A 12,283-nucleotide genomic window follows, 5' to 3' on the forward strand; every position below is an offset into this window, starting at 1 on the left:
GCCGGTCGCCCCTGCAGGACTTAGAACTCACATTTTCATAATGTCGCCGCGTGGATGGCCGCGACAAGCGCGGCCATGACGCGCCTCGACCAGGATTGCGAGGTCACCCCCGCGCGGCGAGCGGCACCACATTGTGGAGCTGCGCATCCGCCGTCTCGAAGAAGCGGCGCAGATTGCGCGCCGCCTGCCGGATGCGCTGCTCGTTCTCGACCAGCGCGAGGCGCACGAAGCCCTCGCCGTGCTCGCCGAAGCCTTCGCCCGGCGCGACGGCGAGGTCGGCCTTCTCGATCAGCAGCTTCGAAAATTCGAGCGTCGAAATATTGCGGAAGCGCTCGGGCGCCGGCGCCCAGGCGAACATCGAGGCGCGCGGCGCCGGGATCGGCCAGCCGGCCTGCGCGAAGCTCTCGACCATCACGTCGCGGCGCCGCTTGTAGATCGCGCGCATCTCGCGCACGCACTCGTCGGGGCCGTTGAGCGCCGCCACCGCCGCCACCTGCACCGGCGTGAAGGCGCCATAGTCGAGATAGGACTTCACCCGCGCCAGCGCCGACAGCAGTCGCTCATTGCCGACGGCGAAGCCAATGCGCCAGCCGGCCATCGAGAAGGTCTTCGACATCGAGGTGAATTCGACCGTGACGTCCAATGCGCCCGCAACCTGCAGCATCGAGGGCGGCGGGTTGTCGTCGAAATAGACCTCGGCGTAAGCGAGGTCGGAGAGCACGAAAATCTCGTGCTTCTTCGCGAAGGCGACGAGGTCCTTGTAGAAGTCGAGCGACGCCACTTCCGCCGTCGGATTGGACGGATAGCAGACGACGACCGCGATCGGTTTGGGGATCGAGTGGATGATCGCGCGCTCCAGCGCCACGAAATAGTCCGGCGTCGGCGCCGAGGGCACGGAGCGGATGACGCCGCCGGCCATCAGAAACCCAAAGGCGTGGATCGGGTAGGAGGGGTTGGGCACCAGCACCACGTCGCCCGGCGCGGTGATCGCCTGGGCCATATTGGCGAAGCCCTCCTTGGAGCCGAGCGTGGCGACGACCTGCGAATCGGGATCGAGCGCCACGCCGAAGCGGCGCCGGTAATAGCCCGCCTGCGCCCGGCGCAGCCCGGCGATGCCCTTGCTCGCCGAATAGCGGTCGGTGCGCGGCTTGCCTGCGGTCTCGACGAGCTTGTCGATGACATGCTTGGGGGCGGGCAGGTCGGGATTGCCCATGCCGAGATCGATGATGTCGGCGCCGCCGGCCCGCGCCTTGGCCTTGAGGCGGTTCACCTGCTCGAAGACATAAGGGGGCAGACGCTTGATGCGATAAAAATCCGACATTTTCAGTGTTTGTTCCGGAGGGCGCGAAGCGGGAGTTTAACACTTCTGCCGGCGCGCGGGGAGAGGTCGAGCGCAGCGAGGGTGGGGGCCCCATCCACGGCGGAAAGGCGCATCTCACGCAGGGCCGACGCGCGTCGAGGTCGCGCCCGCCAATGTCCAACGACATCGTGGACACCCGCCGCGGTGCGAAGCGCTGCATCACCCGTATCGTCAACGACATGCGCCGCAGCGCCTATGGGGTCGCCATGCCCGTGCTGCGCTTCGCCGAACGCGTCGGTCGTCGGGAGCTAGCCCAAAGGAAAGATCAGGCCCCCCGGATCGCCGCCACGATTTTCTGCGCCGCATCGTCGAGATCGTCGGCGGGTATGACGTTCAGTCCCGACTCATTGATGATCTTCTTGCCGAGGTCGACATTGGTGCCCTCCAGCCGCACCACGAGCGGCACTTTGAGGCCCACTTCCTTCACCGCCGCGATCACGCCTTCGGCGATGGTGTCGCAGCGCATGATGCCGCCGAAGATGTTGACGAGAATGCCCTTAACGTTCGGATCAGCGGTGATGATCTTGAACGCGGCCGTCACCTTCTCGGTCGTGGCGCCGCCGCCCACATCAAGGAAGTTCGCCGGAAACTCGCCGTAGAGCTTGATGATGTCCATCGTCGCCATGGCGAGGCCTGCGCCATTGACCATGCAGCCGATATTGCCGGGGAGCGAAATATAGGCGAGGTCGTATTTCGACGCCTCGATTTCCTTCTCGTCCTCTTCGCTCTTGTCGCGCAGCTCGACCATGTCGGGATGGCGGTAGAGCGCGTTGTTCTCGAAACTGACCTTGGCGTCGAGGCAGCGCAGCTTGCCGTCCTTGGTGACGATCAGCGGATTGATCTCGAGCAGCTCCATGTCCTTGGCGACAAAAGCGGCATAGAGCTTTTCGGTGAGGTCCCCCGCCTGCTTGGCGAGATCGCCGGTCAGGCCGAGCGCGGCGGCGACCTGGCGGCCATGATGCGGCATCAGCCCGGTCGCAGGATCGACCGAGAAGGTCACAATCTTCTCGGGCGTGTCATGCGCCACCTTTTCGATGTCCATGCCGCCTTCGGTCGAGACCACATAGGCGATGCGCGACGTCGAACGGTCGATCAGCATCGAGAGGTAGAATTCCTTGTCGATCGCGGCGCCGTCTTCGATGTAGAGGCGGTTGACCTGCTTCCCAGCGTCGCCGGTCTGCAGCGTCACCAGCGTCGCGCCCAGCATCTCTTTGGCGAAGGCTTCCGCCTCGTCGATGGATTTGGCGATGCGCACGCCGCCCTTCTCGCCCGCAGACGCCTCCTTGAACTTGCCCTTGCCGCGCCCGCCGGCGTGGATCTGCGCCTTCACCACATAGACCGGGCCGGGGAGCTTTTCGGCCGCCGAGCGCGAATCTTCGGCGCGCAGCACGGCGACGCCGTCAGCGACGGGCGCGCCGAATGCGCGCAGAACAGCTTTGGCCTGATATTCGTGGATGTTCATGGGCCTATGTCTCCCTGGCGCAATGGCGCGCCGGCGCGGTCCTAATCGCGGCCAAAAGGCATGAGCGGCGCGGTTTCGTCAAGGCGGCGGGGCGACGCGGTCGCGGAAGGTTCAGGCGCCTTGGCCGCGTCGGCCGGCTGCGAAGTGTCTTCAGAGCATCCGCCTGGATCTCCCCCAGGCGCGCCTTGTCGGCGTCAGTCAGCGCGGACGAGACGGGGCAGTCCTTTCCGTAAAGCCCGACCATGACGCGGTGAGATGACGCTTCGTTAACCTGGATGCGGAGCCCTGGAGGCGAGGCAGGGGCGGGCAACGGGCGGCGACAAGACCCCATGGCCCATGAAATGGAAGTTATTGCAAAGGCTGCGTTACCAAGCAGAGTTTGAGTGGCGGAACAATTTCTATGCCCGCGGGTTCCATCGGCACGGAGCTCCCCCTCCCCCTCGGACTGCGCCCGACCAACCTGGCTGGGCGTTTTTTTTTGGGCCGAACGTCAGTATTTCGCGACGATCGGCGCGACGCCCCAGTTCAAGTGATAGTTCAGGCCGACGCGGACGACATGGCCGTCGAAGCGGGCGCGCGCCTGCGTGGCGTTGGCGGCCAGGAGATTTGTGACCTGCCAGTCGCCAGTGACCGCGACCGGATAGGAGGCGGCGCCAAGATCAAAATAGAGATATTCGACCTTTGCGCTCCACTGCGGCCAGAACATCCATTCCAATCCGCCGCCCGCCGTCCAACCGACGCGCATTTGCGAATATCGGCCCTGGCTGGCGCCGAGCAGCAAAAAGCCCGGCGTGCTGGAAGAAATTCGTGGTCGAGGTCGCCTGGCCATAGGCGAGGCCGCCGGTCGCATAGGCGAGCAATGTCGGCGTGACGAGATAGCCGAGGCGCGCCCGCGCCGTGCCGAGAAAATCGAGCGACTTGCCGCCCGAAACGCTCGTCAGGAAATTGAGCCCCTGCGCCGCCAGCGGCGTGGGCGCAAGCGTCACCGAGCCAGCGTTGGCGCTGGAACCAGCGAGGCCCTGCACGTCGGTCTCGAATCCGGCAAGGAAGCCGCCGGCGAACTGCCAATCATAGCCGATTTGTCCGCCGCCGATGAAGCCGGCGCCATTGGTCGAGAGGCTGCCAGTGCCTGCGATCGCCGCGCCCACAGCCCACACGACATTGTCGGCGCCATTGATGACGAACGGCGTCGAGGCGTAGTTGGTCGCGTTGCTCGCGGCCCATGCGCCGCCAGCGTTCAATCCGAGATGGACTCCGGTCCACAGCGGCGGCGGCGGCGGAATATAGGCCGGCGGCGCCTTGTGGGACGGCAAATCCGCGGCGAGCGCCGATCCGGATGCGAGCGCCAATGTCATGATCGCGCCCGCGAAGAATTTATTCATCACCGCTTTGTCCTCGCCGCTGCGCACGACTACAAAAAGCCTGAGCGCAACTGAGCAAGGCAAAAGACATTTCGCAATCCGAACTTATGCTGAAACGGCGCTTTTATTCCGTTTCGGGACGGATGTGGCATATCTGCAACAGATCGGCTTGGCGACAGGTTCGCGGACTAGGCTTTCTCGCCCGCCATTTCGAGCACGACCCGCCATTCTTCGTCGGTCACCGGCTGCACGGAGAGGCGGGAATTGTTGACGAGAACCATATCCTTAAGCCGCGGCTCGGATTTGATCTCGGCGAGCGTCACCGGCTTTTTCAGGGCCTTTACCGCCTTCACGTCGACCATGCCGAACTTGCCGGTCTCGTCGGTGTGGTCGGGATAATAGATCTTGATGATCTCGACGATCCCGACGACCGCCTTGTCCTCGTTCGAATGATAGAAGAAGCCGCGCTCGCCCTTCTTCATCGCCATCAGATTGAGTTTGGCCGAGTGGTTGCGCACGCCGTTCCAGAAGGTGCCCTTGGCGCCGGCCTTGACCTGCTGATCCCATGACCAGCTCGACGGCTCGCTTTTTAGCAGCCAATGCGCCATCAGAGCTGCGCTCCCACCACGCGCTTCCAGGGTTTTACGTCCACCGAGGCGAAGAGGCCGGCGAGGGCGTAGGGGTCCTCGCCGAGCAGCGCGCGCGCGGACGCCTCATCTTCGCAGTCGAGAATGAGCAGGGAGCCGACAGGCGTTTCGCCGTCGAGAAAGGGGCCGCCGAGCTTTACGCGCGAGGCGTGCTTGTCGAGGAAAGCGAGATGCGCGGCGCGCGTCGACAGGCGCAAGTCGACATGGTCGGGCTTATCCAGGCAAAGGGCGACGAACAGCAAGGGCGGCCTCGCGTGAGACGGACGAAGGCGCAACTTGTTCCAAAGCGCGCGCCGCCGGTCAACAGCGCGCGAGACGGGTTTCGCTTTCTAGCGAAAGTTTTGGGGACGGCGCGTCAGGCGCGCTTGGCCGGCGCCTGAAAATCCTGCGCGACCACCCGGTCGCCGAATTCGACGATCGCTTCCCGCAGCGAAGCGATTTCGGCGTCGCTCGCCGCGACGGGAACGACGGAAAGTCCCTTGGCCCCATTGACGGCGCGACGCAGATTGGCCCGCTCCGCGCGTAACGCCTCGACTGCGCCTTGCAGCATGGCGTTGTCGGCGCGCGCCGATTCGAGTTCGCCGGCGGCGTCGTTCGCCTCGGCGCGGGCGACGCGCAGCGCTCCTTCCAATTGGTCGGCTTCGCTATTTTGGCGTTCCTCGGCGGCTTTGAGCTTGGTCCGCGCGTCGTCGAGTTCGCAGGAAAGCGTCTCGCCCAGCGCGCGGGTCGCTGCGAGCTCTCCTGAAAGATGCGTGAGCTGATGTTCGAGCTCCGTCGCCCGCGCGCCCGACAGCCCGGCCCGCGCATGTTCCTCGCGCAAAGCCTCCAGCACGTTCTGCAAGTCGGCATTGTGCTGATGCAGCGCCGCGACGCGCGCCTCATAAGCGGCGACGAGGCCTTCCAATTGCGCCCCGGCGTCTTCATTTAGTTGCGCCGTCTCCGATCGAATCAGGCGCAACTGCGCGACACGGGTTTCGGCGCGGTCGGTCATTTCCTGCAGCGCCTTTTCGGTCGCGTCCAGAAGTCCGGTGCGCTCCGCCAAAACCTTTTGCGCTTCGCCGACCCGAACGTTCATGTCGCGATTGTCGGCTTCGGCGCGCTTGAGCTGGGTTTCGAGATCGGCGATTCGAGCGACATGACGGCCGATCGTCGCGAGATCGTTGGCGCGCGAGGCCTGAACCGCCTCCATCGACTGTTCGAATCGCCGTTCGCGGACGGCGAACTCGGCCCGCAGCAGATCGCGCTCGGCAAAGACCTCCTCCATCGACATCGGCGCAAGCATCTGCAGCCGCCGCATCGAAAGCCGAAGCGCGCGCCGCCAGAAAGCCGGCAGGAACATCAAGGCGAAAAGCCCGGCGACGAGAAAGCCGAGCGCAAAATACATCGCTTGTTCGATCAAGACGCAGTAATCCTTGATCCGTCTCAAGGCGGACGGCGCGCGATTTTGCCACGTAACGCCGCCAAACGCAAAGCGTGCAGGGCGATTCGCGTCATTGGCCGCCGTCAGGCGCGGCCGCCGCGCGGCCAGCGGCTTCCTCTATTTGGATGACGACTTCTCCGCCGGAGCGCCGCAGAACGCGGACAAATCGCGGGCGCAGGCCGCTTGCGGACAAATAGGAGACGAGCCGTATGACTTTATCTGCCGGCCTTTTTTGCGGCGACGGCAAGCGCGTCGCGCCGCGATTCGTGCGTCCCCGCTCAATGAGCGCCTTGCGCTGCCCCAGCGTTCCGGCGCTTGCAGCCGGCGGCGTCCGCTCGAGCGCGGCAGCCTTTGCGACGACGCTTGTCGCCGATGAAGGCCTTCTGGCTGCGGTGCAAAAGCAGGGCGCGCCGGCTGCGCGCATCCAGTTCGCGCCAGCTTGCGTCCAAAGCGACTGCGCGCATTGGCGCGGCGAGCGATGCGATCTCGTGGCCCGAATCGCGCAATTGCTCGCGCAGGCGCGCGCGCCGGTCAGGCCGAGCCCCGCATATGACTGCAGCATTCGTCAGGACTGCCGCTGGCGCCGGCAGCACAATGATGAAGCCTGCGGCATTTGCGGCTTCGTCGCGAGAGAGCCGCTGGAGCCTTCCGCCGATCAACTCAGAACGGGTTCCAGGTCGATTCCGGCGTGAATTTCAGATAGCCGAGATTGAGGCCTAGCCGCGCGCCGAGTCCGGCGCGCACTGGCATGACCACGACCTCGTCACTGTTGAGCGCGGTGAAGCCGAATCCGCCGACGAGATAGGCCGAGCCATTGGCGCCGGAGAAGCGCCGATAGATGGCGTCGACGGATGGAAGATTATAAACGAGCATCATCGTCCGATCGCCGTCGCCGCCGGCGTCGAGGCCGATCGAAGGTCCTTGCCAAAAGATCCGCTGCTGGCCGGCGTTGCGCGTATACATCGTGCCTTCGCCGTATCGGAGCCCGCCGACGAAAGCGCCGCTAGCCTCCTGGCCGAGGATATAAGCGTTCGGGCTGCCCCATTGGCGCGAGGCGCGCTCGACGCCTTCAGCGAGCCCGCGGGAGATCGAGCCGAAAAAGCGGTGTCCATTGTCGACGATCTCGCCGCTCGCATAGGTTTCGGGGCGCTGAGCGGCGCGCGCGAAAGACCCAGGCGCGGCCCATGCGCAGGCCGAGGCGGCGGCGAGGCGAATGAGGTCGCGACGCGAGGCGGCGTTGAACGAAGATTTGCTCATGGCGACGAAACTCCCGATCCCAGATGTCAGGGCATGCCTCGGCGCGAACCAAGGCCGACGCGGGGCGCAGCTGCGTCGCAAAGATGACGCCCGGCGTTGCTCCAGTCACAATTGCGCGTCGCGGTTAAGGAAGCGTTGCTGCGGTGTCGCGCCTGGCTGGGTCCGCCCAGGCGATGAACGGACCGTTGCGATAATCGGCGTCCGTCTTGCCGTAGCGCAGCGGCGCGCCGTGCGGATCGAGCGTGGCTCCGCCGGCCGCGCGCAGCACCGCGTCCCCTGCCGCCGTGTCCCATTCCATTGTCGGACCGAAGCGCGGATAAACATCCGCCTCGCCCCTGGCCAGCAGACAGAATTTAAGCGAGGAGCCGGCGGGCACGCTGCGCTTAATTCGCTGGCTGGACAGAAACGCCTTCGTCTCCTCGTCGAGGTGAGATTTTGAAATCAGCGCAACCAGTCCGTCTCGGGGCCGCGGCCGCGCTCGAAGGAAGCGCCAATCCTGCGCAGGCGGCAAGGATCGGCCCGGGACCGCTTCAGCCTCATAGCCGCGCGCGCCGGCAAACCAAACGCGCCCTTGCGCCGGCGCGTAGACGGCGCCGACGCACGTCACTCCCCTTTCTGCCAGCGCCACATTGATTGTGAAATCAGGGCTGCGGGCGAGAAACTCGCGCGTGCCGTCAATCGGATCGATCAATAGAAAGGCCTCGCCGGCGCCGAGCGCCTTGATGCGCGCAGCGCTCTCTTCGGCCAAAAAGGGCACGCCAGGCAAAGATCGTTCGAGTTCGCGGAGCAAATAAGCCTCGATGCGCTCGTCAGCCTCCGTCACCGGCGACGCATCGCTCTTGAGGCGCGACTCTATGCTTGAATTGTCCAGAATCTCCATCGCCAACGCGCCGGCGGCGATCGCGAGATTCGCGAACAGGCGGGCGAGATTGTCGATCTCGTCGGACGCGGCGGCTGAACGCGAAGTTCTATCTTCCATTATCGCTCGATTTCTCTGCGCTGGTTTTACGATTGAGGCGCGCGTCATTTGCATTCCGCGCCGCGCCCGCTAGTTTCGATGAGCCTGAATGCAGTGATTCGCGCGTAAAGTCATTCCGTCGCGCATTCTACAGGAAGTTTAGCTCGAACTTCCTTGGATATCGCAGTCTTCGCCCATATTGGATGGCGCCATGACCAAATTCTCGCTCGACCCACTCGATCTCGCCGCGCTGTTGTCGTCGAGGGTTTGCCACGACGTCATTTCGCCTGTCGGCGCGATCGTCAACGGCCTTGAAGTCCTCGAAGAGGAAAAAGACGCCGAAATGCGCGGCCACGCCTTGGCGTTGATCAAGTCGAGCGCCAACGAGGCCTCGGCGCGGCTGCAGTTCTGCCGGCTCGCCTTCGGCGCCGCGGGCTCCAAGGGCGCGTCGATCGATACCGGCGACGCGGAACTCGTGACCCGTCAGCTGATCGCCGACGAACGCACGCAGCTCTTGTGGAGCGTGCCGCGCGCGCTGATGTCGAAGAACAAAGTGAAGCTGCTGCTGAACCTCTGCCTTCTCGCCGACGCGGCGATTCCGCGCGGTGGCGTCATCTCGGTGAGCTGCTCGGGCGACGACGAGGGGCTGGCGTTCAAGATCGAGGCGAAGGGCGTCAATGCGCGCGTCGCGTCAAACGTGCCCGCTCTGCTCGAAGGCGAGTCGGAAGAAGGCGCAATCGACGCGCGCGCGGTCCAGGCTTATTACGCCGGGCTTGTCTCAAAGGCGTGCGGGATGCGGGTCGTCGTGTCGGGCGAGCCTGAGCTTGTGACGATCGAGGCGGTTCCGATGCAAGCCCAGACGACGGAGTCGGACGGCTCGGCGGAGAGCGCCGCCGCCTGAGAAGGCGCTAGCGCTGATCAGGGCGCGAAGCGCCCGGATAGCGATTTCATTTTGAGCCTGTCAAATAAGGACCCGCGCCAGGCTTGAGCGCGGGTCAGAAATGTTCTGCCGAAACCGACTATTCGAGGCTTATCATTCGGCGTGCGTGCTGCGCAGTACGGGACGCGGAAGCGCCTTGGCGTCGCGCAGATGATTCTCCAGCGTCGGCAGCGTATTCTGCGCCCAAGTTTTCAGCGCTTCGTTCCGGCCGTTTCTGGCATAGTTCTGGAAAAGCCGGATCGCCTTCTCGTGGCCATTGATTTGTTGCGTCCGGAATTGCTCTTCGAATCGCGCGCCGGTGATCGAGGACAATTGTTGCAGGAGATTCTTGTGCTCGGCGTCGAGCGCGTCCGGCGCGTTGAAACCGTTTTGCCCCAAAATAGCGTTTAGCTCGCTTCCCGCTTTCACATGGTCTCTCACGATCATCCGGGCATAATCGAGAAATTCTTGGATGTTGGCCTTGTTCTGAGCCTCCTGTCCCGCCTCGATCTCGAAATTATTGATGTTCCAGACTTTGTCCACGAAGTTCTGAGTCGTGGCGTCGGCTCGGGTCGATTGCGTGGCGCCGGCGCTTGACGGGGACTTTGCAAGCAAGGGATTTGGCGCCAGAAGCGCGAGCGCAACGGCTCCCGCCAAAAGGGGTTTGTTCATCTTCGCCTCCTTAACGTTCGCCCCCCGGGCCTAAACCGATTGCGCACACGCCTGTTCCGCGACGAGCTTCAGCTCGCAAAGAAAAAGCCGCGTCCTCCGACGCAGCCTTTTCCATGAGACTTCTGATCGTTATTTGCGCCGGGATCCGGCGCTCGCTCGCTTACGCCGTGATGCGCTCGGCGGCTTCGCTTGGCTCGCGCAGCACATAGCCGCGGCCCCAGACGGTTTCGATGTAATTGCGGCCTTCGCTGGCGTTGGCGAGCTTCTTGCGCAATTTGCAGATGAAGACGTCGATGATCTTCAGTTCCGGCTCGTCCATGCCGCCGTAGAGATGATTGAGGAACATTTCCTTGGTCAGCGTCGTGCCCTTGCGCAGCGAGAGCAGCTCCAGCATCTGATATTCCTTGCCGGTGAGATGCACGCGGGCGCCGCTGACCTCCACCGTCTTCTGGTCGAGATTGACGACCAGCTCGCCGGTGATGATGACCGATTGAGCGTGGCCCTTTGAACGGCGGACGATCGCGTGAATGCGCGCGACGAGTTCGTCCTTGTGAAAGGGCTTCGTCAGATAGTCGTCGGCGCCAAAGCCCAAGCCCTTGACCTTGTCTTCGATGCCGGCCAGTCCGGAGAGAATGAGGATCGGAGTCTTCACCTTGGCGACGCGGAGCGTGCGCAAAACCTCATAGCCGGACATGTCGGGCAGATTGAGGTCGAGAAGAATAATGTCGTAGTCGTAGAGCTTGCCGAGATCGATGCCCTCTTCGCCGAGATCGGTCGTATAGACGTTGAAATTTTCGGATTTGAGCATCAGCTCGATGCTTTGAGCCGTCGCGCTGTCATCCTCGATCAATAAAACGCGCATGTTGCTTCCCCACCGAGCTCCATCGTCCGCGACCGGCTCGCGCGAAGGACGCGCGCCGGCGGGCCGGCGAATCCTCGCCCCAGCGACCTGACCGACCTTCCAGCGAAGGTAAGCGGAATTGGTTAATAAACCTTCACTTACGCCTCAAACGCGGCCCAAAGTCTTAATCATGGGCGCCAAGCGAGGCGGACGCATCACGCAACGTCTGGAAGGACACGGACAGCGACGCGAATCACGTCGTTTCCAATCTATACGCCGTCGTGAGTCACGTGGGCAAAGACAAAATACGCGACGCGTATATGGAGCCGGCGCCAACGTTCACAGGGGCGATTCACGTCCAGCCAAAGTCGATTCGGATCGCGCGCCGGCGGCCGATTTGCGCCGCTCTTGCCAAAATCAGACGACTGGTCGTATTATGACCCCGTGAGCCGACGCGACGTAAAAGAGCTGAGAGCGAAGCTCCTCGACCGTGGAGTCGCCCTCCTGATGGAGCAGGGCTACCACGGCACCGGGTTGCAGGAGTTGGTGCAAAGCGTCGGCGTGCCGAAGGGCTCCTTCTACAACTATTTCGAGAGCAAAGAAGCCTTCAGCGCTGAGGTGGTCAAACATTACGTCGAGCCGTTCATCCAGCGGCTCGAAGCGCACCTGCGTCGGCCGGACGTCAAAGCCGAAGTCGCCCTCAAGGGGTATTTCGACGAGTTGATCGAGGAGACTCAACGTCACGATTTCAAGGGCGGGTGCCTCCTTGGCAATCTCATCGGCGAGATCGGCGATACGAGCGAACTCTGCCAGACGTCGCTGCGTCAAGCAGTGCATCGCTATCGCGACAAGCTGGGCGAAGGAATCGCCCGGGCCCAGCGCGAGGGCAGTTTCCGCATGGATATGGAGGCGAAAGAGATGGCCGATTTTCTCGTCAGCGTCTGGCAGGGCGCGTTGCTGCGCATGAAGATCGAACGCTCGGTGCGTCCGCTGACGCAGTTCTGCGACATGCTGCTCAACGGCTACTTCAAGGCCTGACTCATTTGCCGCAAAATGAGATGACCGGTCATATTAATTTTGGCGTAGGAAGGACAGAGCGCCGATGCCGAAATTCATCATCGAACGGGACATTCCCAGCGCCGGCCGGATGACGCCGGCCGAACTTCAGGCGATCGCGCAGCGTTCCTGCGCCGTGCTGCGCGCGATCGGCCCGCGGGCGCAGTGGCTCGAAAGCTATGTCGCCGATAACAAGGTCTACTGCGTCTACATCGCCGACGACGCGGAAGCGATCAAAGAACATGCGGAGCAAGGAGGCTTTCCAGCGAACCGGATTAGCGAAATCAGGGCGATCATAGATCCTGCGACCGCCTGAATGGACGCTGACCA

General features: G+C 63.4%; 15 protein-coding genes. 4 read left to right on the forward strand and 11 right to left on the reverse strand.

Annotation, left to right across the window (positions count from 1 at the left end):
• Positions 1 to 103: 103 nt before the first annotated feature.
• From QZ964_RS03520 to QZ964_RS03545, 7 genes are all read right to left on the reverse strand, one after another.
• Positions 104 to 1,321, reverse strand: coding sequence for an LL-diaminopimelate aminotransferase (locus QZ964_RS03520; RefSeq protein WP_292528839.1), 1,218 nt, complete (start codon positions 1,319 to 1,321; stop codon positions 104 to 106).
• 304 nt (positions 1,322 to 1,625) lie between these two features.
• A complete protein-coding gene (gene sucC / locus QZ964_RS03525; RefSeq protein WP_292528841.1) occupies positions 1,626 to 2,822 on the reverse strand; it encodes an ADP-forming succinate--CoA ligase subunit beta in 1,197 nt (398 codons plus the stop codon).
• Positions 2,823 to 3,312: 490 nt separating this feature from the next.
• A complete protein-coding gene (locus QZ964_RS21465) occupies positions 3,313 to 3,528 on the reverse strand; it encodes an outer membrane protein (RefSeq protein ID WP_367119210.1) in 216 nt (71 codons plus the stop codon).
• The gene (locus QZ964_RS03530; protein ID WP_367119211.1) at positions 3,482 to 4,204 is read right to left on the reverse strand and encodes an outer membrane protein; all 723 of its coding nucleotides are present in this window, start codon (positions 4,202 to 4,204) and stop codon (positions 3,482 to 3,484) included. The genes QZ964_RS21465 and QZ964_RS03530 overlap by 47 nt, the downstream gene beginning before the upstream one ends.
• A 167-nt stretch (positions 4,205 to 4,371) precedes the next feature.
• The gene (locus tag QZ964_RS03535; RefSeq protein ID WP_292528843.1) at positions 4,372 to 4,791 is read right to left on the reverse strand and encodes an EVE domain-containing protein; all 420 of its coding nucleotides are present in this window, start codon (positions 4,789 to 4,791) and stop codon (positions 4,372 to 4,374) included.
• Positions 4,791 to 5,072 carry a YciI family protein gene (locus tag QZ964_RS03540; protein WP_292528844.1) on the reverse strand — a complete coding sequence of 94 codons (282 nt, stop codon included), beginning with the start codon at positions 5,070 to 5,072 and terminating at the stop codon, positions 4,791 to 4,793. Before QZ964_RS03540 ends, QZ964_RS03535 begins: the two co-directional genes overlap by 1 nt.
• A 113-nt stretch (positions 5,073 to 5,185) precedes the next feature.
• Positions 5,186 to 6,229 carry a hypothetical protein gene (locus QZ964_RS03545; protein ID WP_292528847.1) on the reverse strand — a complete coding sequence of 348 codons (1,044 nt, stop codon included), beginning with the start codon at positions 6,227 to 6,229 and terminating at the stop codon, positions 5,186 to 5,188.
• A gap of 230 nt (positions 6,230 to 6,459) precedes the next feature.
• On the opposite strand from QZ964_RS03545, the gene QZ964_RS03550 reads away from it, so the two are divergent.
• Positions 6,460 to 6,942: a hypothetical protein gene (locus tag QZ964_RS03550; protein ID WP_292528850.1), complete on the forward strand. Its 483-nt coding sequence runs from the start codon at positions 6,460 to 6,462 to the stop codon at positions 6,940 to 6,942.
• Here QZ964_RS03550 and QZ964_RS03555 read toward each other — a convergent pair.
• The gene (locus QZ964_RS03555; protein ID WP_292528852.1) at positions 6,911 to 7,507 is read right to left on the reverse strand and encodes a DUF1134 domain-containing protein; all 597 of its coding nucleotides are present in this window, start codon (positions 7,505 to 7,507) and stop codon (positions 6,911 to 6,913) included. The two genes, QZ964_RS03550 and QZ964_RS03555, sit on opposite strands and share 32 nt — an antisense overlap.
• A gap of 124 nt (positions 7,508 to 7,631) precedes the next feature.
• Positions 7,632 to 8,486 carry a 3'(2'),5'-bisphosphate nucleotidase CysQ gene (cysQ, locus tag QZ964_RS03560; RefSeq protein ID WP_292528854.1) on the reverse strand — a complete coding sequence of 285 codons (855 nt, stop codon included), beginning with the start codon at positions 8,484 to 8,486 and terminating at the stop codon, positions 7,632 to 7,634.
• A 190-nt stretch (positions 8,487 to 8,676) separates the two neighbouring features.
• Here cysQ and chpT point away from each other — a divergent pair, with 190 nt between their 5' ends.
• Positions 8,677 to 9,366 (forward strand): histidine phosphotransferase ChpT, encoded by a 690-nt coding sequence (gene chpT / locus QZ964_RS03565; protein WP_292528855.1) that lies wholly within the window; start codon positions 8,677 to 8,679, stop codon positions 9,364 to 9,366.
• Between the two features lie 132 nt (positions 9,367 to 9,498).
• Here chpT and QZ964_RS03570 read toward each other — a convergent pair whose 3' ends face one another.
• Positions 9,499 to 10,056, reverse strand: a complete 558-nt coding sequence (locus QZ964_RS03570) for a DUF4142 domain-containing protein (RefSeq protein ID WP_292528856.1) — start codon at positions 10,054 to 10,056, stop codon at positions 9,499 to 9,501.
• A gap of 160 nt (positions 10,057 to 10,216) precedes the next feature.
• The gene (gene ctrA / locus QZ964_RS03575) at positions 10,217 to 10,918 is read right to left on the reverse strand and encodes a response regulator transcription factor CtrA (RefSeq protein WP_292528858.1); all 702 of its coding nucleotides are present in this window, start codon (positions 10,916 to 10,918) and stop codon (positions 10,217 to 10,219) included.
• Between the two features lie 387 nt (positions 10,919 to 11,305).
• On the opposite strand from ctrA, the gene QZ964_RS03580 reads away from it, so the two are divergent.
• Both QZ964_RS03580 and QZ964_RS03585 read left to right on the forward strand, forming a co-directional pair.
• Positions 11,306 to 11,935: a TetR/AcrR family transcriptional regulator gene (locus QZ964_RS03580; RefSeq protein WP_292528860.1), complete on the forward strand. Its 630-nt coding sequence runs from the start codon at positions 11,306 to 11,308 to the stop codon at positions 11,933 to 11,935.
• Between the two features lie 64 nt (positions 11,936 to 11,999).
• Entirely contained in the window at positions 12,000 to 12,269 is a 270-nt protein-coding gene (locus QZ964_RS03585; protein WP_292528862.1) for a DUF4242 domain-containing protein, read from the forward strand.
• The last annotated feature ends 14 nt before the right edge of the window (positions 12,270 to 12,283 follow it).

Origin of the sequence: Methylocystis sp., assembly GCF_021731785.1 — a bacterium.
Classification (GTDB): Bacteria; Pseudomonadota; Alphaproteobacteria; order Rhizobiales; family Beijerinckiaceae; genus Methylocystis.

What these genes read in the sequence shown, in the direction of transcription:
- QZ964_RS03520 (WP_292528839.1), bottom strand. Translation starts at nt 1,321, where the DNA reads ATGTCGGATTTTTATCGCATCAAGCGTCTGCCCCCTTATGTCTTCGAG.
- sucC (WP_292528841.1), bottom strand. Translation starts at nt 2,822, where the DNA reads ATGAACATCCACGAATATCAGGCCAAAGCTGTTCTGCGCGCATTCGGC.
- QZ964_RS21465 (WP_367119210.1), bottom strand. Translation starts at nt 3,528, where the DNA reads ATGTTCTGGCCGCAGTGGAGCGCAAAGGTCGAATATCTCTATTTTGAT.
- QZ964_RS03530 (WP_367119211.1), bottom strand. Translation starts at nt 4,204, where the DNA reads ATGAATAAATTCTTCGCGGGCGCGATCATGACATTGGCGCTCGCATCC.
- QZ964_RS03535 (WP_292528843.1), bottom strand. Translation starts at nt 4,791, where the DNA reads ATGGCGCATTGGCTGCTAAAAAGCGAGCCGTCGAGCTGGTCATGGGAT.
- QZ964_RS03550 (WP_292528850.1), top strand. Translation starts at nt 6,460, where the DNA reads ATGACTTTATCTGCCGGCCTTTTTTGCGGCGACGGCAAGCGCGTCGCG.
- QZ964_RS03555 (WP_292528852.1), bottom strand. Translation starts at nt 7,507, where the DNA reads ATGAGCAAATCTTCGTTCAACGCCGCCTCGCGTCGCGACCTCATTCGC.
- cysQ (WP_292528854.1), bottom strand. Translation starts at nt 8,486, where the DNA reads ATGGAAGATAGAACTTCGCGTTCAGCCGCCGCGTCCGACGAGATCGAC.
- chpT (WP_292528855.1), top strand. Translation starts at nt 8,677, where the DNA reads ATGACCAAATTCTCGCTCGACCCACTCGATCTCGCCGCGCTGTTGTCG.
- QZ964_RS03570 (WP_292528856.1), bottom strand. Translation starts at nt 10,056, where the DNA reads ATGAACAAACCCCTTTTGGCGGGAGCCGTTGCGCTCGCGCTTCTGGCG.
- ctrA (WP_292528858.1), bottom strand. Translation starts at nt 10,918, where the DNA reads ATGCGCGTTTTATTGATCGAGGATGACAGCGCGACGGCTCAAAGCATC.
- QZ964_RS03585 (WP_292528862.1), top strand. Translation starts at nt 12,000, where the DNA reads ATGCCGAAATTCATCATCGAACGGGACATTCCCAGCGCCGGCCGGATG.